General features: G+C 53.4%; 15 protein-coding genes and 5 pseudogenes. 12 read left to right on the top strand and 8 right to left on the bottom strand.

The genetic code is table 11. The features are described from left to right. Positions 1–74: 74 nt before the first annotated feature. Positions 75–1,550 carry a ketol-acid reductoisomerase gene (ilvC, locus tag KQP84_RS03735; RefSeq protein ID WP_215845276.1) on the top strand — a complete coding sequence of 492 codons (1,476 nt, stop codon included), beginning with the start codon at positions 75–77 and terminating at the stop codon, positions 1,548–1,550. A 378-nt stretch (positions 1,551–1,928) separates the two neighbouring features. Here ilvC and KQP84_RS03740 read toward each other — a convergent pair. From KQP84_RS03740 to KQP84_RS03750, 3 genes and pseudogenes are all read right to left on the bottom strand, one after another. Further along, positions 1,929–3,258, bottom strand: a pseudogene (locus tag KQP84_RS03740) (MFS transporter). A gap of 277 nt (positions 3,259–3,535) precedes the next feature. Beyond that, entirely contained in the window at positions 3,536–4,549 is a 1,014-nt protein-coding gene (yhjD, locus tag KQP84_RS03745; protein ID WP_215845277.1) for an inner membrane protein YhjD, read from the bottom strand. Positions 4,550–4,593: 44 nt separating this feature from the next. Then, entirely contained in the window at positions 4,594–5,493 is a 900-nt protein-coding gene (locus KQP84_RS03750) for a LysR family transcriptional regulator (protein WP_215845278.1), read from the bottom strand. Positions 5,494–5,608: 115 nt separating this feature from the next. Here KQP84_RS03750 and KQP84_RS03755 point away from each other — a divergent pair. Further along, positions 5,609–6,366 (top strand): annotated as a pseudogene (locus KQP84_RS03755) (SDR family NAD(P)-dependent oxidoreductase). Positions 6,367–6,414: 48 nt separating this feature from the next. Here KQP84_RS03755 and KQP84_RS03760 read toward each other — a convergent pair. Further along, positions 6,415–7,263: a PhzF family phenazine biosynthesis protein gene (locus KQP84_RS03760; protein ID WP_215845279.1), complete on the bottom strand. Its 849-nt coding sequence runs from the start codon at positions 7,261–7,263 to the stop codon at positions 6,415–6,417. Between the two features lie 110 nt (positions 7,264–7,373). On the opposite strand from KQP84_RS03760, the gene KQP84_RS03765 reads away from it, so the two are divergent. Next, a complete protein-coding gene (locus tag KQP84_RS03765; RefSeq protein WP_215845280.1) occupies positions 7,374–7,997 on the top strand; it encodes a glutathione S-transferase family protein in 624 nt (207 codons plus the stop codon). Here KQP84_RS03765 and KQP84_RS03770 read toward each other — a convergent pair. After that, a complete protein-coding gene (locus tag KQP84_RS03770) occupies positions 7,964–9,451 on the bottom strand; it encodes an aminotransferase-like domain-containing protein (protein ID WP_215845281.1) in 1,488 nt (495 codons plus the stop codon). The two genes, KQP84_RS03765 and KQP84_RS03770, sit on opposite strands and share 34 nt — an antisense overlap. A 134-nt stretch (positions 9,452–9,585) precedes the next feature. On the opposite strand from KQP84_RS03770, the gene KQP84_RS03775 reads away from it, so the two are divergent. Beyond that, a complete protein-coding gene (locus tag KQP84_RS03775; RefSeq protein WP_215845282.1) occupies positions 9,586–10,170 on the top strand; it encodes a LysE family translocator in 585 nt (194 codons plus the stop codon). On the opposite strand, the pseudogene KQP84_RS03780 reads toward KQP84_RS03775, so the two are convergent. The 3 genes and pseudogenes from KQP84_RS03780 to KQP84_RS03790 all read right to left on the bottom strand — a co-directional run bounded on the left by KQP84_RS03780 (position 10,167) and on the right by KQP84_RS03790 (position 15,085). Then, positions 10,167–12,550 (bottom strand): annotated as a pseudogene (locus KQP84_RS03780) (phosphoketolase family protein). The gene KQP84_RS03775 and the pseudogene KQP84_RS03780 sit on opposite strands and share 4 nt — an antisense overlap. 134 nt (positions 12,551–12,684) lie before the next feature. Beyond that, complete coding sequence (mqo, locus tag KQP84_RS03785) at positions 12,685–14,295, bottom strand: malate dehydrogenase (quinone) (protein ID WP_215845283.1); 1,611 nt, start codon at positions 14,293–14,295, stop codon at positions 12,685–12,687. A gap of 547 nt (positions 14,296–14,842) precedes the next feature. Continuing rightward, entirely contained in the window at positions 14,843–15,085 is a 243-nt protein-coding gene (locus KQP84_RS03790) for a DUF1158 domain-containing protein (protein ID WP_215845284.1), read from the bottom strand. A 318-nt stretch (positions 15,086–15,403) separates the two neighbouring features. Between KQP84_RS03790 and mntP the strand changes: the two are divergent. The 8 genes and pseudogenes from mntP (at position 15,404) to KQP84_RS03830 (ending at position 23,934) form a co-directional block, all read left to right on the top strand. Continuing rightward, positions 15,404–15,975 (top strand): annotated as a pseudogene (gene mntP, locus KQP84_RS03795) (manganese efflux pump MntP). A 125-nt stretch (positions 15,976–16,100) separates the two neighbouring features. Beyond that, the gene (azuC, locus tag KQP84_RS26140; RefSeq protein WP_215848200.1) at positions 16,101–16,178 is read left to right on the top strand and encodes a stress response protein AzuC; all 78 of its coding nucleotides are present in this window, start codon (positions 16,101–16,103) and stop codon (positions 16,176–16,178) included. Positions 16,179–16,428: 250 nt separating this feature from the next. After that, positions 16,429–17,436, top strand: coding sequence for an N-acetyltransferase DgcN (dgcN, locus tag KQP84_RS03805; RefSeq protein WP_215845285.1), 1,008 nt, complete (start codon positions 16,429–16,431; stop codon positions 17,434–17,436). A 1-nt stretch (position 17,437) separates the two neighbouring features. Next, entirely contained in the window at positions 17,438–18,403 is a 966-nt protein-coding gene (dgcA, locus tag KQP84_RS03810; protein ID WP_215845286.1) for an N-acetyl-D-Glu racemase DgcA, read from the top strand. A gap of 15 nt (positions 18,404–18,418) precedes the next feature. Beyond that, positions 18,419–20,287: pseudogene (locus tag KQP84_RS03815) on the top strand (ABC transporter ATP-binding protein). A 22-nt stretch (positions 20,288–20,309) separates the two neighbouring features. Continuing rightward, a complete protein-coding gene (locus KQP84_RS03820) occupies positions 20,310–21,851 on the top strand; it encodes a glutathione ABC transporter substrate-binding protein (protein WP_215845287.1) in 1,542 nt (513 codons plus the stop codon). 271 nt (positions 21,852–22,122) lie between these two features. Beyond that, positions 22,123–23,043 (top strand): ABC transporter permease, encoded by a 921-nt coding sequence (locus KQP84_RS03825; RefSeq protein ID WP_215845288.1) that lies wholly within the window; start codon positions 22,123–22,125, stop codon positions 23,041–23,043. Positions 23,044–23,052: 9 nt separating this feature from the next. Continuing rightward, entirely contained in the window at positions 23,053–23,934 is an 882-nt protein-coding gene (locus tag KQP84_RS03830; protein ID WP_215845289.1) for an ABC transporter permease subunit, read from the top strand. Positions 23,935–23,936: the final 2 nt, after the last annotated feature.

Consider the following 23,936-nt stretch of genomic DNA (forward strand, 5'->3'; position numbering starts at 1 on the left):
GGGGTCATTCGCGGCGCTGCAATCAGCTGTCGTATCCAAACAAAAACAGTAAACACAACCTCACTGGAGTACTCATGGCCAACTATTTCAACACATTGAACCTGCGCAATCAGTTAGCGCAGTTAGGTAAATGTCGTTTCATGGCGCGCGATGAATTCGCGGACGGCGCTAGCTTTCTGAAAGGCAAAAAAGTCGTCATCGTTGGCTGTGGTGCTCAAGGCCTGAATCAGGGTCTTAACATGCGCGATTCCGGTCTGGACGTTTCCTACGCTCTGCGCGCGGAAGCCATCGCTGAGAAACGTGCATCGTGGCGCAAAGCGACCGATAACGGTTTCAAAGTAGGCACTTACGAAGAGTTGATTCCACAAGCTGATTTAGTGGTTAACCTGACGCCAGACAAGCAGCACTCAGCGGTCGTTCAGGCTGTTCAGCCGCTGATGAAAGATGGCGCTGCGCTGGGTTACTCGCACGGCTTTAACATCGTTGAAGTCGGTGAAACTATCCGTAAAGACATCACCGTGGTGATGGTTGCACCGAAATGTCCGGGCACCGAAGTGCGTGAAGAATATAAACGTGGTTTCGGCGTACCTACGCTGATCGCGGTTCATCCAGAAAACGATCCAAAAGGCGAAGGCATGACCATCGCTAAAGCCTGGGCTGCAGCAACCGGCGGCGATCGCGCTGGTGTGTTGGAATCCTCTTTCGTGGCTGAAGTAAAATCTGACCTGATGGGCGAGCAAACCATTCTGTGTGGCATGTTGCAGGCGGGTTCACTGCTGTGCTTCGACAAGCTGGTGGCTGAAGGTGCCGATCCGACCTATGCTGAAAAACTGATTCAGTTCGGCTGGGAAACCATCACCGAATCGCTGAAATTTGGTGGTATTACCTTGATGATGGATCGCCTCTCTAACCCGGCGAAACTGCGCGCTTATGCGCTGTCTGAACAGTTAAAAACCATCATGGCTCCCCTGTTCCAGAAGCACATGGACGACATCATCTCCGGCGAATTCTCTTCTGGCATGATGGCTGACTGGGCGAATGATGACAAAAATCTGCTGACCTGGCGTGAAGAGACCGGCCAAACTGCGTTTGAAACCGCGTCTCAGTACGAAGGTAAAATCGAAGAGCAAGAATACTACGACAAAGGCGTTGTGATGGTTGCCATGGTGAAAGCAGGCGTTGAGCTGGCTTTCGAAACCATGGTTGATGCAGGCATCATTGAAGAGTCAGCTTATTATGAATCACTGCATGAGCTGCCACTGATTGCTAACACCATTGCACGTAAGCGTCTGTATGAGATGAACGTGGTTATCTCTGACACCGCCGAGTACGGTAACTATCTGTTCTCCTTCGCGGCTGTTCCGCTGCTGAAAGAGTTCATGACCACTCTGCAGCCGGGCGATCTGGGCAAAGCGGTTGAAGGGACTCAGGTTGATAACGCACAGCTGCGTGATGTCAACGAAGCGGTTCGTCAGCATGCAATCGAAACCGTAGGCCGTAAACTGCGTGGCTACATGACTGATATGAAGCGTATCGCTGTCGCTGGTTAATCCTCGGTAACACGATTTTCAGCAGAGAAACCCCGGCTTGCCGGGGTTTTTTTATGGGCTGAATTTGGTACACGCTGCCCCATTCCGGGCAGGCTAGATAAGGTGTCGTTTGTCGGTGCGCGCTGCCCCCCATCCCGGCCTTCCCCGCGAAGCGGGGAAGGAGACGCTGCCGCATGTAGCTTCATAAATAACAGATAGCAGCATCTTCCTCCCCCATTTATGGGGGAGGACCGAGGTGGGGGACAAACGACACCTTACTCAGGAGTAACCGGGATGGGGGACAGCGTGCACCATCAAGTACCCAGCCCAACCCAACCCCAATAAAAAACCCGGCCTGAGCCGGGTTTCTCATCACTACTGAAGCCGAAGTCTTAGCAATTACGCCTCATACAGCGTTTGGTTGCGCGTCTCTTTACAGGCAATCAACGCAATCAGTGTCAGCACCGCCATTGAGGCCAGATAGAACCCTACCGCCTGCAAACCATAGTGGGTGTTCAACCAGGTTGCGATATAAGGCGCAACGGACGCGCCAAGAATCGATGAGAGGTTATAGGAGAACGACGCGCCGGTATAACGCACTTCTGTCGGGAACAGCTCTGGCAGCAGCGCACCCATTGGGCCGAAGGTTAAACCCATGATGCTCAGGCCGAGCAGCAAGAAGACCATGACCAGCGCTTGCGATCCTGAACCCAATAGCATCGGGAACATAAACGAAAAACGATAATCAGCAGGGTAATGGTGATCATGGTTTTACGACGACCAAAGCGGTCAGCCAGGATACCGGCAATCGGCACCATGATGCCAAAGCCAATCACGGCCACCATCAGCATCCACAGGAAACTGTTCCGCGAGAACCCAAGACCAGCAGGGGCCGCTGCGGTGCCGTAACTCATGGAGTAAACGGTCATGATGTAAAACAGCGTATAAGTCGCGAGCATGATAAAGGTGCCAAGGATCGTCGCGGTCATATGCTTGCTTAGCAGCGCCACAATCGGTACACGCACCTGTTTCTTCTCTTTTTGCACCTTGGCAAACACCGGGCTTTCATGCAGCGAAACGCGCACATACAAACCAATTAACACCAGCACGGCGGAAAGGATAAACGGCACGCGCCAGCCCCAATCCATGAACTGCTGATCGGTAAGCAGCCAGGAGAGCAGCAGGAACGTTCCGTTGGCAAAAAGAAGCCGATCGGTGCGCCCAGCTGCGGGAATGAACCGTACAGCGCACGCTTCTTAGCCGGTGCGTTTTCGGTTGCCAGCAGCGCCGCGCCGCCCCATTCGCCGCCTAATCCCAAACCCTGCCCAAATCGCGCCAGTGCCAGCAGCAGCGGTGCCATCACACCAATGGTTTCATAACCTGGCAGCAGGCCAATCACCACGGTAGAAATGCCCATGGTCAGCAGTGAAGCGACCAGCGTGGCTTTACGGCCAATGCGATCACCAAAGTGGCCAAATAGCGCGGAGCCAATTGGACGCGCCACGAAGGCGATGGCAAAAGTCGCCAGCGATTGTAGCGTCGCGACGGTGGCATCACCTTGTGGGAAAAAGATGTGCGGAAAAACAATCACGGCGGCAGTGGCATAAATATAGAAATCGAAGAATTCAATGGCTGTACCGACCAGCGATGCAATAACCACTTTGCTACGCGAATTGACCGGCGTTGGATCATATTGCTTGTCGATTTTTTCTGAGATGGAGGCTTGCATAACTGTATCTTATTTGTAAATGAGACCAAGAATCTTACGCACCTGTATGACGTCATTCAATGACGAAAAACCGCGACACAACAGGCTTTAGCGGCCAAAAAGTGGATAATTTCTGTCTCTTAACTAATGTCGGGTTATGTCAGGGTGAAGTGGCGGAATTTTGGCGGGATACTCTACAAAATGGCTTAATAAAAGAGACCCCTCAGCTATTCATCCTGCTATTTGCATGAAAAATAGGCGAGGGGAAAGATTTTCCGCTGTTGTTAACGCTTTGTCATCAACGGTTACGTGAATCTTTAACCGTTTCCGAGATGCGCGGGTCATCTTTGTACTTAGCCGTAGCGATCCAGGCCGCACAAAACAGCGTCAAACGCGCGAAGAAATAGAAAAAGGCCATTAAGCCCAGCACCGAGCCAAAGGCGGCGCCAGAAGGTGAACTAGCCAGCTTGGGCAGCGTTAGCGTCATCACAAATTTAATCACCTCAAAGCCAATCGCCGCCAGCAGCGTACCGCGAAACAGCGCTTTTTTACGTGGCTTGTGGCGCGGCAGAATCCAGAAAATCCACAGAAACAGCAGATAGTTGGCTAAGACGGAAATCGACGTCGCGATGATAGTCAGCGCGGGGCGCAGCCATTCAATGCCATCCAGCCCTAACGCACGCACAATGGTTTCCTGCGCAGAACCGGCAACAGAGGTCAGCGATAGGGTGATAACCAACGCCAGCATTAAACCGATCAACGACAAAAGATCGCGGAGGTAGCGTTTCCAAATCTTCTCTTTATCGTCGGGCTTGCGTTCCCAAACGTCACGCGACTGCGCGCGAATCGCTTCACGCAGATTGCCCATCCAGTTCAATCCTGAATAGAGCGCCAGCAGTAAACCGGTGATTCCCACCGTCGCACGCTGTTGAACCGCCGTATTCACCGTGTTCTTTAGCGTGGTTGCCAACGTGGGATCGCTGATGCTGCTCACGATCTTGTTGATCACATCGGTCAACAGATCCTGATTGGATGCCAACACAAAACCCACCGCGGCAAAGGAGACCATCAAAATCGGGATCAACGATAAAAAAGAAAAATAGGTAATGGCGGCACCAAACTGGCTGCCGAGACGATCGTTAAAGCGATCAAGCGCACGAATGAAATGCGCAACCGCGGGAATAGCCTGAAACCAGGCGGCAAAACGCGACACGCGAACAATGGATTTATCGACAGATTTATTGCCGGTCTTGATATCGATCAGCGGCTTATCAGGCTGCGTATCGTGTGGTTTTTCCTGGTTGTCTGTCATAGACGCTCATCATCCTGTTATTAATAAAAATAAATTATAGCTTGTCAGGTAACGTACTCCTGCAAGACCTGGCTCAGCCACTCCATAAATACCCGCACACGCCGTGCTACGTTGCGCCGATGTGGGTAGAGCAGATGGATAGGCATCGGTTTCGCCGGAAAATGGTGCAGTACTTCAACCAGCTCACCCGACTCCAGCAGTTTTTGAATGCCAATCGCCGGCACCTGAATAATGCCCAAACCCGCCAGGCAGGCAGCGCGATACGTTTCGGTGCTGTTCACCGTCACCACGCCGCCAGTCTTGACGAAATGCGTCAGTTTGCCATCGAAATACTCAAAACCGGGTGAAGGTTGGCCGAGCTGTTGGGTGTAATGCACCATCGCATGTTGCGATAATTCTTCCAGGCGAATCGGCATACCAAAGCGCGAAAGGTAGCCAGGACTTGCGCAGTTGATCAAGCTGTAGCTGCCGATCTTACGGGCAATCAAGCCTGAATCTTTCAGTTCGCCAACGCGAATCACGCAATCAAACCCTTCCCGAACCACATCAACCTGGCGATCGCTGCTGCTGAGTTCTAATTCGATACCGGGATAGTGCTGCAAAAATTCCGGCAAGCGCGGCAGGACAAAACCGGTTGCCATCGCCACCGACATATCCACGCGCAGCTTGCCGCTTAGGGTGGCGGGATCGTGTTGAAACAGGCTGTCCATATCATCCAAGATCGACAGCATGTCCAAGCAGCGATCGTAATAAACCAGCCCATCTTGAGTCAGTTGCACGCGACGCGTGGTGCGATGCAATAGCCGCGTTCCCATCTGATTTTCCAGCGCCTGTAACTGCCGCGACACGCTGCCCTTAGGAAGACCTAAACTTTCTGCAGCTCGGGTAAAACTGCCCATTTCGGCAACCCGGACGAACACCTGCATTGCGTGAATTTTATCCATGTTGTTCACCGATTGTTGTTTTAAGTGAAACAGTGATGCGTATTGAACTGCGTTTATGGATCAATTATTAGCGAATATCCTTAACGCGTGTTCAATTTTGCAACAGGAGCGAAGTATGAGTCATAAAATAGCGTTAATTACTGGCGGAAGTCGTGGTTTAGGCAAGAATGCAGCCCTAAAACTAGCAGCCAGGCAGACCGATATCATTTTGACCTACCGTAGTCAGGCAGAAGAGGCGCAGGCGGTTGTTAAGGAGATTGAAGCGCTCGGTGGCCGTGCAGTCGCGCTGGCACTGGATGTCGGCGATACTCAACAATTTGACGGCTTCGTGACCGCAGTAAAAAACGCGCTGCAAAATCTCTGGCAGCGAGAAAGCTTTGATTATTTAGTGAACAATGCTGGCATCGGTCATTACAAACCTTTCGCGGAAACCACCGAAGAGGAATTTGATAGTCTGATCAATGTCCATTTCAAAGGCCCTTTTTCCTGACGCAGAAACTGTTGCCCGTGATTGCCGATGGCGGACGCATCCTGAATATCTCCAGCGGACTGACACGCATCATCCTGCCAGGTTCTGGCACCTACGGCTCGATCAAAGCAGCGATGGAAGTCTTAACGCGTTATCAGGCGAAAGAGTTAGGTGAGCGCGGTATCCGCGTCAACATTTTGGCGCCAGGCGCGATAGAAACCGATTTTGGTGGCGGTCGGGTGCGTGACAACCCAGAAATGAACAAGCACATCGCTTCACTAACGGCGTTGGGACGCGTGGGCTTACCAGACGATATTGGCAATGCCATCACCGCCTTGCTGAGTGACGAAACCGGCTGGATCACCGGTCAACGCATTGAAGCATCAGGCGGGCAGTCGATTTAAGCGTGCGGGCGACACGATGTCGCCCGTTTCTTTTACCGCTGACCGCTTTTATAACTGAATCGTGCCGTCGATAACCGTAACGGTGTTACCACCAATCCAAATATTTTCGCCGTCGAAATCGACTTGCACACGGCCTGCACGCTGAATGGCGGTGCCCTGACGTACACGATACGCGCTGATTTGGCCTTGCGCGGCAAAGTAACGCGCCAGGCAGGCGTTAGCGCTGCCGGTGATCGGATCTTCTGTCAGGCTGCCGTTTTCTACCAGTAATCCGCGTACTTCATACTGCTCCGCTTCGCCTTCTGGCAGGCGACCAAACACCATCACGCCATTTACGCCAGCATGTTTCTTCAAGCGCTGCATATCGCTGACGTCAGGTTGGATTGCCAACACCGCGTCGGCGCTGATCATCGGAATCAACAACCAGCGAATTCCCATGTCTGCCACCGTGGCGCTGTGCGTATGATCGAACGCGTCGCTGTTTAAGGCACTGCTCATCAAGGCATCGTTATAGGGCGTTAAGGTTGCAGCCGGTGCCGCAAAGGCCAGCGCACCGCCGGCATCGATTTTCACCGTGACGTTACCCACCCCGCACTCCTGTACAATCTCTCCTGGCGTTTTAGTCGGCCAACCCGCTTCAAGCAGCGCATGAGCGGTGCCCAGCGTGGGATGTCCAGCAAACGGCAGCTCGCCTTCAACGGTAAAAATGCGCACGCGATAATCCGCCTGCGCATCTTGTGGTGGCAGCACAAAGGTGGTTTCTGACAAATTCGTCCAGCGCGCAATCGCGGCCAGCTGTTCATCACTCAATCCCTGTGCATCCATGATCACAGCCAGCGGATTACCGTTAAATGCTGACGAAGTAAACACATCTACTTGCTTAAACGCGACCTTCATTGTCTCTCCTTGCTGATTAGGGTTTGCAAAAGGCTTTTTCTGTCTGGTGATTGCTTATCACTGTTAACAGCGTTATGAATAAGTTAAAGATTTCGCTGGTGGAGCTGGTTATGTTGAAAATTCTTGGACGCGCTTCCTCAATCAACGTGCGCAAAGTTTTATGGCTGTGTGAAGAATTGGATCTTGATTACGAACGCGAAGAGTGGGGCGACAGCAACAAATCGCTGCACTCGCCCGAGTTCATGGCGCTCAATCCCAATGCACTGATTCCGGTACTCAAAGATGATGACTTCGTGCTGTGGGAATCCAACGCCATCCTGCGCTACCTGGTCAACGCTTACAGCGGCGAGTGGCTTTATCCGACACAACCGCAGGCGCGTGCGCCTGTCGATCAGTGGATGGATTGGCAATCCACCGAGCTTAATACGTCCTGGCGCTACGCGTTTATGTCGCTGGTGCGCAATTCGCCTGCCCATCAGGATCCACGCTTGCTGGCAGCCGCGTGTAAAGGCTGGTCGCACACCATGAATATTCTTGATCAGCAGCTACAAAAAACCGGGCGCTACGTCGCAGGGCGTAACTTTACGCTGGCTGATATTCCGGTTGGCCTGGCGGTGAACCGCTGGTTTGAAACCCCATTGGATCATCCCGATTATCCGGCGGTGCGCACCTATTACGAACGGCTGACCGAACGCCACGGCTACACCGTTTGGGGCCGTAACGGTACGCCTTGATCCTGACCTGGCGGCAAACCCGCCAGTTCGCAAGCCACCGCGCCAGCCCGCTTGATAGCCCAGGTATAGCGGTCATCAAACGGGTAACAACAGGAGAGGCGCAACGCATGGTTATAGCGTTCACTCAAAGAGTAGAGCGCGCCGGGCGTGACGCAAATTTGCTCACGCAGCAGGCGATCAAACATTTCGGTAGTATTCACTCCACCCGGCAATTCGACCCAAAATACAAAACCACCGCGCGGCAACGTCGCGCGCGTGCCTTGCGGGAAGTAACGCGCAATCAATCCTCGCGCTTCATCCAGATTCGCGGCATAACGACGGCGTAACGTACGAAGATGATGATCGTAACCGCCGTTAGCTAAAAATTCCGCCAGGGTTTCAGACAGCAGCGCCGACTCAGCCATAGAAGAAACCGCTTTGAGTCGCGCCACCGCATCATGAAAGCGCCCGGCAGCAATCCAACCAATGCGAAAATCGGGTGCCACGGTTTTGGTAAAGCTGGTGCAGTAAAGCACCCAACCCTGCTGATCAAAGGCTTTCACGGCAGGTGAGAGCGGCCAGTCAAACTGCAATTCGTCATACAGGCCATCTTCCAGCATGGGAATCTGGTAAGTATTCACTAACTTCGCAAGTCGCTTCTTATTCTCCAGCGACATGCAGTAACCCAGCGGATTCTGCGCACTCGGCATGGTAATCAGCGCCTGGATACGCTTCTCCTGCAGCAGCATTTCCAGCGCATCCAGCGATAAGCCTTGCTGCGGATCGGTAGGAATCTCCAGCGCCTTCAGGCCCAGCGACGCCAGCAGCGGAAACAGGAAAAAGTAAGTCGGTGACTCCAGCCCAATACAGTCGCCCGGTTGAGTTACCGCACGTAAGGCCAGCTGCAACGCCTCCATGCAACCGTGCGTCAGCGTGATCTCATCAGAAGTCAAAGATTGCCCGGCATGCAAAGCGCGCCGCGCAATCTCCTCCCGTAAGCGCTCACTACCAGGCGGAAGCGCATAGCGCCCAATCATGTTGGGATTTCGACGTAATAATGAAGCGGTAATGCGGCCAATACGCGCCGAGGGAAACAGCTCGCTATCTTGCGGGCAAGCCAGCGAAATATTGATGTAATCAGGGTGATTTTGCGCAGCAAATACTTTATCGATAAGGTCCAGTTTTTCACTGCTGGGATCTCTGACGCGCGCTTTATGGGGCGCGTCGCGCGTCACCGCCGGTAAAACGCTTCGGACATAATAACCTGATTGGGGACGCGCCTCGATTAAGCCGCGATCTTCCAACAGTTGCCAGGCATTGAGCACTGTATTAACGCTAACCTGCTGCGATTGGGCTACCCGACGAATAGCGGGAAGGCGTTTGCCAGGCTTCAGCGTACCTTGATGGATCGCCTCAGCAAAGTTATCTGCTAGCTGCTGATAAAGGCGTTGATCGGTTGATGGCGCAAGGGACACAGAAGTCTCCAAAATTAAGGGGTACAATTTTAAATAATCTTAACTGTAACCATCACAATAGTAATTTTGTGTCTCTGTTACCATTGTTTTTATCGCCGTAGCATGAAGCTCTGTTCACTACCCGGAAAGCCATCATGCTCGATCCCTCTTTTTTCAGTTATGTCACCGTTATGTCCATTACGCCTGGCCCCAATAACCTGTTGCTTGCAACATCAGGTGTCAATTTTGGTATGCGGCGTACCTTGCCCATGGTGTTTGGCATTATGATTGGTTGTGCGGTGCAAACGGCGATTGCGGGCATGGCACTGGAACTCTTGCTGCACTGGATGGCGACGATTCGCCTGCCGCTAACGCTGGTGGGATGTGCCTATTTACTGTGGCTATCGTGGAAGCTGTTTCGGGCAGGCGCGCCGGAATTGCGGGCTAAGCCGCAGCCGATGTCGCTGTTAGGCGGTGCCTGTTTTCAGGCAATTAACCCTAAAGCCTGGCTAATGGCGAGTAACGTCGCGCTGCTTTACAGCACCAGCAGCGGCGTACTGACGGTAATGATCGGTTTTATGCTGCTTAATTTGCCGTGCATTTTAGTCTGGGCGGCATTGGGTGATCGGCTGCGCAGCCACCTGCAAATTGAGTGGAAGCGCCGCCTGTTTAACAGTTTGATGGCGCTGTCGCTGGTTGCAACGACAGCGTGGATGCTGGTGGATGCACTCGCTGCTTAATCGGGTGCGCCCGGCGCGTCCTGTGATGGCCACAACCAGTCGCGCACTTCAGGGATATCTTCGCCATATTCCCGTACGTAACGATGGTGCTCCGCAATGCGTTCCTGCAGGTCATCCAACAGCTCGGGGTGTTTATCGGCAAGGCCCGGCACGCGCAGAATCGCCTCCTGCGCCAGATGATAACGATCGAGTTCATTAAGCACTGTCATATCAAATGGCGTGGTGGTAGTGCCTTCTTCATTAAAACCGCGTACATGGAAGTTGCGGTCGTTGTTACGCTGATAGGTCAGGCGATGAATCAGGCTCGGATAACCGTGGAACGCAAAAATCACCGGTTTATCTTGCGTAAACAGCGCATCAAAATCTGCTTCGGATTTGCCGTGCGGATGCTGATCTTGCGTTTGCAGTGCAAGAAGATCCACCACGTTTACCACGCGAATACGCAAATCAGGCAAATAGCCGCGCAGTAAATCGACCGCAGCCAGGGTTTCCAGCGTCGGCACATCGCCAGCGCAGGCCATGACAACATCGGGCGATTCGCCTTCTGGTGTGGTGCCTGCCCAGCGCCATTCGCCCATGCCCGCTTCGCAGTGCGCAATCGCACTGTCCATATCCAGCCACTGCGCCGCGGGCTGCTTGCCTGCCACAATCACGTTGATACGATCCCAGGTGCGTAAACAGTGATCGCCAACCCACAGCAGTGTGTTGGCATCTGGCGGCAAATAGATGCGCACAATGTCAGCTTTCTTGTTGGCAACATGATCGATAAAGCCTGGGTCCTGATGACTGTAGCCATTATGGTCCTGCCGCCACACGTGAGAGGAAAGCAGATAATTCAGCGAGGAGATCGGTTTACGCCAGCCCAGCTTGCGCGTCACTTTCAGCCATTTAGCGTGCTGATTAAACATAGAGTCGACGATATGAATAAACGCTTCATAACAGTTGAACAAGCCGTGGCGGCCCGTAAGTAAATAACCTTCCAGCCAACCCTGACACTGATGTTCACTGAGAATTTCCATTACCCGACCATCGCGGGCCAGCTGTTCGTCATAAGGCTTAACGGCCTCAAGCCACGTTTTACTGGTGACATCAAACACGGGCGTCAGGCGATTTGACGCAGTTTCATCTGGGCCAAACAGACGGAAATTATCTTTATTTCGCTGAAAGATGGCGCTTAAATAACGACCCAGATGCTCGGTAGCTTGCGCCTGTTGTGAGCCGGGTTTTTGCGTATCAAAAGCAAATTCGCGAATACCTGGCACATTCAGTTCGCGTCGCAGTAAGCCGCCATTAGCAAAGGGTGAAGCGCCCATGCGTTTATCGCCCTGCGGTGCCAGCGCCTGTAATTCAGCTTTCAGCGTACCGTTTTCATCAAACAGATCTTCTGGCTGATAGCTGCGCATCCACTCTTCAAGAATTTTGCGGTGATCATCATTTTCACGACAGCCTGAAACCGGCACCTGATGGGCACGCCAGAAATCTTCTACTTTTTTGCCATCAACGGTTTGCGGGCCAGTCCAGCCTTTAGGGCTGCGCAGAATAATCATTGGCCAGCGCGGAATACCTTCTGTGGCATGGCCTTCGCGTGCTTCACGCTGGTAAGTGGCGATTTTCGCAAAGGCGTTATCCAGGGCATCAGCCATCTGCACATGCATTTTTTCAGGTTCATGACCCGACACAAACAGCGGTTCGTAGCCATAACCGCTGAACAACTGATGCAAATCGTCATCGCTGGCGCGCCCAAGAATCGTTGGGTTAGCAATTTTGTAGCCGTTGAGATGCAGGATCGGTAGCACCGCGCCGTCACGTTCAGGATTAAGGAATTTGATGCCGTGCCAGCTTGACGCCAGCGGCCCGGTTTCCGCTTCGCCATCGCCAATCACACAAGGCACCACTAAATCGGGGTTATCAAAAGCCGCGCCGAACGCGTGAGAAAGCGAATAGCCCAGCTCACCCCTTCGTTTATCGAACCCGGCGTTTCCGGCGCGGCATGGCTTGGAATCCCACCGGGAAAAGAAAATTGCTTAAATAGCCGCTGCATACCTTCCGCATCCTGACTAATGTGCGGATAAATTTCGCTGTAGCTGCCCTCTAACCAGGTATTCGCCACCATTCCGGGGCCACCATGTCCTGGCCCACAGATATAAATCAGGTTGAGATCCTGCTGGCGGATGATGCGATTGAGATGGGCATAGATAAAATTCAGACCGGGTGTAGTACCCCAATGCCCAAGCAGGCGGGGCTTGATGTGTTCCGGTTTCAGCGGCTCACGCAGTAGCGGGTTTGCCATCAGGTAAATCTGTCCAACAGAAAGGTAATTGGCAGCGCGCCAATAGCGATCCAGCAAGGTGAGTTCAGCGGCGGCGGTCGGTTGGGACATATCATTTCCTCCTGATTCAGTGGCAAATGGTGTGCAGCACACCACTAACCCTAATAGAGAATCAGTGAGTCGACCAGGCCAGCGGCAAACAAAAAGGCCTCGCAATGCGAGGCCTTTGAAGAAAGCTCAGCCGGTTACTTTCCCACAACGTGCGCGGTTTCGCGGCCTTCGTCGTTGGCAGCCATGGGCGTGACCGCGACGTATTCAAGCTGCAAAATGCGGCTGGTATCAGCCAGTACGCGTTCTGTCAGCGCCACATCACCATTCAGTTTGCGGCCCCAGGATGGGATCACAGTGCGGATTTTGTTCTGCCATTCCGGCGATGCCATCTGCTCGGGATACACTTTTTGCATCAACTCCAGCATGATCGGTGCGGCGGTTGATGCACCTGGTGATGCGCCAAGCAGGGCAGAAATCGAGCCATCTTCCGATGCCACTACTTCGGTGCCAAGGCGCAGCACGCCGCCTTCTTTCTCATCTTTCTTGATGATTTGCACACGTTGGCCCGCTGTCACCAGACGCCAGTCCTCCTGCTTAGCTTGCGGAACGTACGCGCGCAGCGCATCCATTCGATCGCGATCGCTTTGCAGTACCTGATCCATCAGGTATTTCACCAGGTCAAAACTTTTCAAACCCACATGCATCATCGGCAGCAGGTTCGAACTGTTCATGGAAGCGAACATATCCAGCAGTGAACCTTGCTTCAAAAACTTGGTAGAGAAGGTCGCAAACGGCCCGAACAGCAACACTTGCTTACCATCCAACACGCGAGTATCAACGTGTGGCACAGACATCGGCGGTGCGCCAACGCTGGCTTTGCCATAGACCTTCGCCATGTGCTGTTTCACAACTTCTGGGTTTTCGGTGACCAGGAAAGAACCGCCGACCGGAAAACCTGCATAGCCGCTGGCTTCCGGGATGCCGGCTTTTTGCAGCAGCGGCAGCGCCGCACCACCTGCACCGATAAACACCGTTTTCGCCGTCAGCGTGCGCTGCGTACCGCTTGCCAGACAGTGCAGCGTAACCTGCCAGCGACCATCATCGAGGCGGCTGATATCACGCACTTCCTGATGCAGGCGCAGACGGAAATGAGGCTTTTTCTCCAGCGCTGCAATCAGCTGACGCGTGACTTCGCCGAAGTTAACGTCGGTACCCATTTCGGTCCAGGTCGCGGCCACTTTCTGGCTGCGATCGCGGCCTTTCATCACCAGCGGGATCCACTCCTCAATCTGCTGAGCATCTTCTGAGTAATCCATGCCACGGAACAAGGTGCTTTTCTGCAACGCCTTGAAGCGCTTGCGCAGAAACGAAACGTTATCCTCGCCCCAGACAAAACTCATGTGCGGCGTACTGTGGATAAAGCTTTTAGGGTTCTTCAGATTGCCTTTCTGGACGTGATAAGCCCAAAACTGGCGTGAAATCTGGAAGGATTCGTTGATCGCCACCGCTTTAGAGATGTCGATACTGCCGTCGGCCTTTTGCGGCGTATAGTTCAGCTCGGCCAACGCAGCGTGGCCGGTGCCCGCATTGTTCCAGCCATTCGACGACTCTTCAGCCACGCTGTCCAGACGCTCGACCATTTCGATTGACCAGTCTGGCTCTAAGTCTTGCAGCCATGCGCCTAAGGTTGCGCTCATGACGCCCGCGCCGATAAGCAGAACATCGACGTCTTTACGCTCCTGCGTGGTGGTGTCCTTGCCAATGGCACTCATCGCGAGCGCAAGGTTTACAGCTGAATTGCACATGAGGCGACATCTCCTCTTCTGTTGACCTGAAGCTCAACAGGTTTGCAGGCGAAATAGACACGCTTCGTTCGAGCGCGTTGCGCTATCTCTTAAGGTTAAGACTCAGGTATAGGTTAAAGCGGTGATAACGGTTAACTGCACGTTATGCTTTGTCTTAGGAATATAACATTCTCGCATCTGAATTAAACATTTGTTTATTTTTTAAATGCAGAAATGATTCAGCATAAGAATTAATCATCAAAGGCGGCGGGATATAAGGTCTTTTTACCATTAACTCAGTAAGTTAACCGAGTAATATGTTGCAAGTGGGTTTAAGCGAAAAACAGCAGAGGAAACCGCTGAGTTTTTAAGGAATTAATTAACTTTATGATTATAAACAATAAAAAAATAGTTGAGAATTTATGCGATTTTTTGGTTACGTGATCTGAATCACCTTTCTGTAAAAATTATGTTACATATTTGTGTGTATTCAAACAGGCTGCAAACCTAAACAGCCATCGCGCTTTGTTATATCAGCGGAGAGAAAGAGCCGCTTTCAAGCTCAGGTTTAAACCCTAAACCAGCGGCGCCAGACAAAACGAATCACAAAGAACTCCACCGTTCCCAGCAGCAAAAACCAAATGCAAAAAACCACGGTGTAAAGCTGGCTGAGATCCTGGAAATGAAACATCTCCATCAGGCGTTGCGCCAAAGTGATGCCAAAAGCGGGCGCGGGCAGCAGCAGGGCGGAGAGGAAACCCAGCAATAAAATACCGCCTGGGATAATGACTGTTTCGAATGGGTTATTCATTAGCGACTTTCTCAAAGGGTTAGCCCGCTATTTTCGGGCAATCCACGTTGCGGTTCAATCCCACAATGCCGAACCGGGCGTCAAAAACGGTCTTAAATCACTAAGACAGGTCTCAGAAAATGCTTTTACACCATCAACTTAGCGTCAAACATAGCGGCTGTTAAAAGTTATAGCCTTTGCTATACTTAAATCCATGATTTTACTGTCTTTTTATCTTTAGTAATGCGTGCTAGACTGCGGCCACTTTTTCATTACTGAACAAAATGTGTGGTGAAATCAGCGGTAACTCTGGCTTTTTTCATCGCAATACCTGAAATCATGACTTTTATTGCCACGCTCATTCTTGCCTTAGGTATGTCCATGGACGCTTTTGCCGCTGCACTCGGCAAAGGTGCCACGCTGCATCGTCCTGGATTCAAAGAAGCGCTGCGTACCGGTCTGATTTTTGGTTCGATTGAAGCCTTAACGCCATTAATTGGCTGGGCAATCGGACTTGCAGCCAGCCGCTACATTATGGCGTGGGATCATTGGGTTGCCTTTATTCTGCTGGCCTTTCTGGGTGGCCGTATGATGATGGAAGGTTTTCGCCAAAATGTCGCAGAACCTTGCGAAGCGCCACAGCAGCACGGGTTTATGGTGCTGGCCACCACGGCCGTAGCGACCAGTTTGGATGCGCTGGCGGTCGGCGTTGGTTTGGCTTTTTTGCAGGTCAATATTATTACCACGGCGTTAACCATCGGCGCGGCTACCACCGTCATGGCCACCACCGGCGTACTGGTCGGGCGTTTTATCGGTCCGATCTTGGGCAAATGGGCCGAAGTGCTCGGGGTTTAGTCTTGATTGCAGTAGGCTCAACGATTCTGTTCCAACATCTTGGTTACTTCGCTTAAGCCGTGACTGAGTAAAAAGCAAAAAACCCAAAAAACGTGATCTACTTCAAAATTTATTGCCTGTAAAATGCGCGGAAGTTATACTTTTCGCGTATTTCTTCAACAAATTTTGAAACAGGTGACACATGAAACGCATTATTAAGTACGTGTTCCGCGCTTACGTTGAAACGTTTAAACACGTACCGCCGGGTGCAATGTACTAAACACCCCGCAAGAAACCCTCGATAATCGCGGTCAGGGATCGACCGGTGATTATCACTTTTTCCTCTCGCTTTTCGCTGTAACGCCCTCTTTTTCGCCTTTTTAAGCGCCCTCAGACTTACAACCATAAGCAGGCGATCTACACATAGCTGTAGGTTATACCCCAGCATCAAACAAGCATTCGTCACGCTGTCATCTGCATGAAATATTCCGTTCAGGCCCCTAAACTCTGACGGAATAAAGAGAAACATCATGCTGATCCCTCAACCTTATTTGCTTTTCCTTGGTGATGTCACCGATCCGCTGGCAGCCAAAACAGCGCGCGGCATTCATGTATGGCGTCCTGAACAATGCGTTGGTGAAATCCGTTTGCCGGGTTGCACGGTCAGCCTTGGCCTGGAAGAACTCGACATCGCGACAGCGAAAGCGCGCGGCGCGAAAACACTGGTACTCGGTACCGCTAACGCAGGCGGATATTTGCCCACGCATTGGCTAGCAACCGTAACCGAGGCGATCACCGCAGGAATGAACGTTGCCAGCGGCTTGCATCATCGCCTGGCTGATGAACCGGAACTGGTGGCGTTAGCACAAGAGCATGGCGTGGAACTGTTCGATATTCGCCATATGCGGCCAAAATTGGATGTTGGCAGCGGTAAAAAACGCAGCGGTAAACGCATCTTAACGGTCGGTACGGATTGTTCGGTCGGCAAAATGTACACTTCGCTGGCGCTGGAAGCGGCAATGCGCGAGATCGGAATGAAAGCGGATTTCCGCGCTACCGGGCAAACCGGCATTCTGGTTGCAGGCGAAGGCATTGCGATTGATGCAGTGATTGCCGATTTCATCGCAGGTGCAGCAGAGGCGCTTTCGCCAGCTAACGATGACGATCACTGGGATATTGTCGAAGGTCAGGGTTCACTGTTCCATCCTTCTTATGCAGGCGTCAGCATGGGGCTGATTCATGGCGCACAGCCACATTGGCTGGTGATGTGTCATGAAATGGGCCGTCCGCATATGCGTCACTTGCCGCATCAACCGATGGTTAGCCTGGCCGATTGCGTTGACGCTAACCTGCGCGCTGCCGCAGTGACCAGTGACAACGTCCAACTCGCCGGTTTTGCTATCAACACCTCTAATTTCCCTGAACAAGAAGCCCGCGACTATTGCGCACAGGTCAGTGCTGAGTTTGGTGTTCCTGCGACCGATCCGGTGCGCTTTGGTATCGACGCGATCGCAGCGTTGCTGAAGGAGCAGGGCTAAGATGCGTCGCATGCAGATTCAGCTGCTGGAGCTGCCTTTAGCGCGTCCGTTTGCCATCTCACGCGGCACCCGTACTGCGGTAACGGTCATTCGCGTCACGTTAGAACAGAACGGTTTTATCGGGCGCGGTGAATGTACGCCAACGCCGCGTTATAGCGAAACCGCTGAAAGCGTGCATGCCCAGCTTGAAGCGTTACAGGCCGATATTGAAGCTGGCCTCAGCCGTGACGCGTTGCAAACCCGTCTCGCTGCCGGTTCAGCCCGTAACGCGCTGGACTGCGCTTTGTGGCGGCTGGACGCCGCACTGGCGAAACAAACGCTGTGGCAGCAGGCGGCCCGCAAGGTGCCGATCTCCGTTGTGACCGCTGAAACGTTGAGTCTGGATACACGCGAAAACATGGCAGAAGCTGCCGCAGATGCGGTATCGCGCGGTGCCGTGCTGCTGAAAATCAAACTCAACCGTGATGAGATTCTGGAAAAAGTGGCGGCAATCCGTGCCGTTGCGCCCCATGCGACGCTGATCATTGATGCCAATGAAGCCTGGGCGGGCCTTGATCTGCAAAGCCTGTTCAACGCCTTGCTGCCCTACAACATCGCCATGATTGAGCAGCCGTTACCTGCTGGTCAGGATGGTGATTTACAACGTTTCACCCATTCCATTCCTCTCTGCGCTGACGAAAGCTGTCACACCGTTGCCGACATTGAAGGTCTGCGCAATCGCTATGAAATGATCAACATCAAGCTCGATAAGTGCGGTGGTTTGACCGAAGCGCTGGCGATGGTTGTCGAGGCGAAAAGGCAGGAAATGCGGGTGATGGTGGGCTGCATGCTGGGTTCGTCGCTGGCAATGGAAGCCGCGCTGCCGGTGGCGATTGATGCAGAGCATGTCGATCTCGACGGTCCCATTTGGTTAGCGGCAGACAGTTCGCCGTTTCTCACCTATTCGCAAGGCCGCATCTGGCTGTAACACTCTGGAGCAACGATGACGGACACCTCCTTTTAACTGCCCCCGCCAGCGTTGCCGATACGCGTTCCGCGCCGGTACTCGCCATTCAGGATCTTTGCGTCAGCTTTCGTGGCCGCAGCGGCGTTCATCAGGCGCTCAAGGGCATCTCTTTTGCTATTCATCCTGGCGAAATTGTTGCTGTAGTCGGCGAAAGTGGTTCCGGTAAATCCGTGACCTCGCTAGCGATAATGGGATTGCTGGCCGCCTCGGCGCGCACCGAACGGGGTTCGATTTTTTCCGCGATCGTGCCGGAAAAGAGCATGATCTGAGCAAATTGAGCGATGAACAGCGGCGAACGCTGCGTGGTCGTGAAATGGCGATGATTTTTCAGGAGCCGATGACGTCACTCAATCCGGTATTGCGGGTGGGCGATCAACTCACTGAAGCGTTGCGCGACCATCAGCTGTGCGATAAAGCGCAGGCCCATGCACGGGCGCGTGAGCTGTTACGTCAGGTGCGCATCGCCGATGTTGATCGCGTAATGAAAAGCTATCCCCATTCGCTGTCTGGCGGTATGCGCCAGCGCGTCATGATTGCGCAGGCGCTGGCGTGCGATCCGCAACTGCTAATTGCCGACGAACCGACCACCGCGCTTGACGTTACGGTGCAGGCGCGCATTCTGCATATCCTGCGTGATTTACAACAGCAAAAGCAGATGGCGGTGTTGTTCATCACCCATGACATGGGCGTAGTGGCAGAAGTTGCCGATCGCGTTGTGGTGATGTATCGCGGCAACGTTGTTGAGCAGGGCACGGTCGCAGAGGTTTTCACTGCACCGCAGCATGACTACACCAAGGCATTGCTGGCGGCAGTACCCAAACTCGGCGACATGCGTGAGCTGCCATGGCCGCAGCGCTTTCCATTACTTGGCGCAGAAACCACCGCCGCATCCAGCCAACACACCGCCCGTTACGAGGAAAAACCGTTGCTCGATGTACGCGGTTTGAAAGTGTACTTCCCGATACGCAGCGGTATTTTTTCAGCGCTAACCCATCAGGTTCATGCGGTAGAGCAGATCGATTTCACGCTCTGGCCAGGCGAAACCCTGGCGATTGTCGGCGAAAGCGGTTGTGGAAAGTCCACCACCGGACGGGCGCTGATGCGTTTATTACACAGCGATGCCGAGAGCATTCACTTTCAGGGCAATGAAATTACCAACCTGGAAGAGGCGCAATTCCAACCGCTGCGCCGTGAAATTCAAATGGTTTTTCAGGACCCTTATGCCTCGCTCAATCCTCGGTTAACCGTGGGTTTTACCATTGCGGAACCGCTGCTATTACATGGCGTGGTGAAGTCGCTGGAAGAGGCCACGCCGCAGGTTGAGGCGCTGTTGAAAAGTGTCGGTCTACTGCCGGAACATGCGCAGCGCTATCCGCATGAGTTTTCTGGCGGTCAGCGTCAGCGTATTGCTATCGCCCGCGCGATGGCGCTCAAACCCAAAGTCATTATTGCTGATGAAGCCGTTTCGGCGCTCGACGTCTCGATTCAGGCGCAGGTTGTCAATTTGATGATGGATTTGCAGCAGCAAACCGGCGTGGCATGGATTTTCATCTCTCATGATATGGCGGTGGTTGAGCGTATTGCCAATCGTGTGGCGGTGATGTATCTCGGCCAAATTGTCGAGATCGGCCCGCGCCAGTCAGTTTTCAACCATCCGCAACATCCTTATACCCAACGTCTGCTGGCTTCGGTGCCGGTTGCCGATCCATTGAACCGTCCTGAGCGTCATTTCGATGACAGCGAAATTCCTCGCCGCTGCGCAAGGTTGGCGAGACGGTAGAGAAAAATCGTTATCGCCAGGTGGCTCCCCATCATTGGGTAGCCGAAGGCGCTTTTCCGCGTTAATTCATCAATACCAGGAGCCACCATGAAGCCGTTATTACGTCGTACGTCTCTCGCCCTTGGGCTGTCATTGTGTCTGACGAATGTTGCCCAGGCGCAGGATCTGCGCATCTCCATGTATGCCGACATTACCGGGCTAGACCCGCACGATACCTCCGATAACATCAGCTATTCGGTGCAGAGCGGCATCTTTGAACGCTTGTTCCAGTTCGACGCCAAAATGACGCTGACACCGTGGCTCGCCACCGCTTACACCAGCAATGAAGACGCGACTCAATTTACGATTACGCTGCGCGATGGCGTGACTTTCCAGGACGGCACGCCGTTTGATGCTGAGGCGGTGAAAGCTAACCTTGATCGTCTTGCCGATCAGAGCAAAGGGCTGAAGCGCAACAGCCTGTATCGCATGATTAACACCGTCACGGTGCTGGCACCGAATAAGGTGCAGATCGATCTGAATGAATCCTTTGGTGCCTTCATCAACACGTTGGCGCATCCATCAGCCGTGATGTGGAGCCCGGCGATTCTCAAGCAATACCCAGAAGAGTCGCAACTGCGTTTGCATCCTGTGGGCACCGGCCCGTTCAAATTCGTTGCATGGCAGCCGGGCAAAGCAGTCACCATGGCGAAATATACGGGTTACTGGAATAAAGGCTGGCCGAAAGTCGACAACGTGATTTTCTCGCCTAGCCCAGAAGATGCTACACGCGTAGCAGCATTGAAGTCAGGCCAGGTAGATGCGATTTACCCGCTGCCGTCCGATTTAATTGGCACCGTGCAAAGCGACAGTAAGTTGGCGATTCAGCGCGATCCGAGCATTTATCTCTATTACATGGCGATCAACACGCAGCATAAAGCGCTGGCTGATGTGCGCGTGCGTCAGGCGATCAACTACGCCATTAACCGCGATCTCTGGCTGAAAGTTGGTTTTGCCGGCATGGGAACGCCAGCGACCTCGGCGATTCCAGCGGGCGTTCAGTTTTATCAGAAACAAGGCGAGCCAAATTACCGCTATGCGCCTGACGAAGCCAAGGCGCTGCTGAAAGCGGCGGGCTACCCGAACGGGCTGGACTTAAAATTGTGGAGCACCAATGCCACAGCCAGCGTGCGTGCTGCGCAGTTCCTGAAGGCCCAACTGGCAACCGTGGGCATCCGCGTAACGGTAACGCCAATGGATTCCGGCACCCGCAACGCCAAACTTTGGGGTGTGAAAGATCCTAAGCAGGCTGAATATGATCTCTATTACGGCGGCTGGTCTACCTCAACCGGTGATGCAGACTGGGCGTTGCGTCCGCTGTTCGCCACTGAATCTTGGGTACCGACTTCCTATAACGTTTCTTACTACAGCAATCCCGCGGTGGATAAAGCCATTGCAGGCGGTTTAGCGACAGCCGATCCAACCAAGCGCGCTGCCTCTTACGCAGAAGCGCAGACGCTGCTGTGGAAAGATGCACCGATTGCATTCTTAGGTACGCCGGACAATTTAGTTGGCAAGACCAAAGCGCTGAGCGGCGTCTCGATGCTGCCAGACGGCAATTTGCTGTTTACCCAAGCGGCGTTTAAGTAAGGCTTTGTTGAGGTAGGGCGTTGTTTGCCTCCCATCTCGTTGCTCTTTAGTCCGGGGTCGTTTGTCCCCCACCTCGGTCCTCCCCACATGTGGGGGAGGAAGAGGCTGCAATATGCGAGTAATGAAGTTGCATGTGGCAGCGTCTCCTTCCCCGCTTGCGGGGAAGGCCGGGATGGGGGACAGCGAGCACAATCTTGCAGACAGCGAGCACAATCTTGGGTCCGCGCCCTGTCCCTGGACAATAAGCACCGAGTCAATAAAAAGGAACCTCATGTTCGCATACATCATTCGTCGACTGCTGGAGATGATCCCGGTGCTGTTGGTGGTCTCACTGCTGGTCTTCGGCTTCATCAAGCTGTTGCCCGGCGATCCGGCACGTATCTATGCGGGACCCGATGCGCCCATCGAGGCGGTCGAAGCAGCACGTCAGCACCTTGGTCTTAACGATCCGCTACCACAGCAATATATTCATTGGCTTGGCGGCATTTTTCGTGGCGACCTGGGCGTCACCTATCGAACCCAGCAACCGGTATTAGAGGTGATCAAACAAGGATTTATGCCAACTATGTGGTTGGCGCTGGCCGGTTTTGCCTGGTCAGTCGTGCTGGGCCTCATTTTGGGGGTGATCGCCGCGCTGCGTCGCGGAAAATGGCAAGACTGGACTTTAATGAGCGTGGCGGTTGGCGGCATCTCAATGCCTACCTTTTGGCTTGGCCTGCTGCTGATACAGTTTGTTGCCATGCCGTTTGGCCTGTTCTCCGTTAGCGGCTTCAATAAGCCCGCCGATATTATCCTGCCCGCTATCACGTTGGGTTCCTCAGTAGCGGCGGTCATGGCACGCTTTACCCGCTCAGCCTTTCTCGAAGTGGCGCAGGAAGATTACGTGCGCACCGCGCGCGCCAAAGGGTTGCGCCAGCGGCTGGTCACCTGGAAACATGTGATGCGTAACGCACTGATCCCGGTGATCACCATGCTGGGTCTGCAGTTTGGTTTTCTGCTGGGTGGATCAATTGTGGTGGAAAGTGTCTTCAACTGGCCGGGTTTAGGCTGGCTGTTGATCGAGTCGATCAAATCGCAAGATCAGCCGGTGATCCAGGCGCTGGTGATGCTGTTTGTGTTTGAATTTATTGCGATCAACCTGCTGGTCGATCTGCTCTACGCGGTGGTTAATCCCGCCATCCGTTTGAAATAGGAGTCAGAGATGAGCGAAACGCTTTCTGCTGTTGTGCCTGACACTATCCGCTCGCCGTGGCGCGATTTTTTGCACGCTTTAGTGCGTAATCCGCTGGCGCTGGTGTCGGGCAGCTTTGTGCTGCTGCTGGTATTGGTGGCGATCTTTGCCCCCTGGCTAGCCCCGTGGAATCCCATGGAGCCGGACTGGATGGCGCTCTCTTCGCCGCCGTCTGTCACACACTGGATGGGCACCGATGATCTGGGCCGCGACGTATTAAGTCGTATTATTTATGGTGCGCGCATTTCGCTGTACGTCGGCGTGGTGTCTGTCACGCTCGGCATGCTGGTGGGGATTTTCCTTGGCCTGCTGGCGGGTTATTACGGACGTTGGGTCGATATGCTGATCATGCGCGCTTCTGACGTATTGTTCGCTTTTCCCGGCATGCTATTGGCGATTGCGGTGGTAGCGATTCTTGGTCCCGGCTTGAATAACGTGATCATTGCCGTAGCGGTGTTCAGTGTGCCGGTCTTCGCCCGCATCGTGCGTGCCTCCACGTTGACGCTGAAACAGGCGGCCTATGTAGAAGCCGTGCGCTGCGCCGGTGCGCCAGATCGGATTATCCTGCTACGCCACATTTTGCCCGGCACGCTTTCCAGCGTAATCGTCTACTTCACCATGCGTATTGGTACCAGTATTCTCACCGCAGCGGGCCTGAGTTTCATTGGCCTTGGCCCGGAGCCAGACGTGCCTGAATGGGGCAATATTCTGGCCATGAGCCGCAGCATGATGATGGCGGGCTTGTGGCATGTCAGCGTCTTTCCGGGGCTGGCGATATTTATCACCGTGCTGGCGTTTAACCTGCTGGGCGATGCCCTGCGTGACACCCTGGATCCAAAACTGAAGAGCTAATC

The sequence above is a fragment of the Candidatus Pantoea bituminis genome (assembly GCF_018842675.1).
In the GTDB taxonomy this organism is placed as follows: domain Bacteria; phylum Pseudomonadota; class Gammaproteobacteria; order Enterobacterales; family Enterobacteriaceae; genus Pantoea; species Pantoea phytostimulans.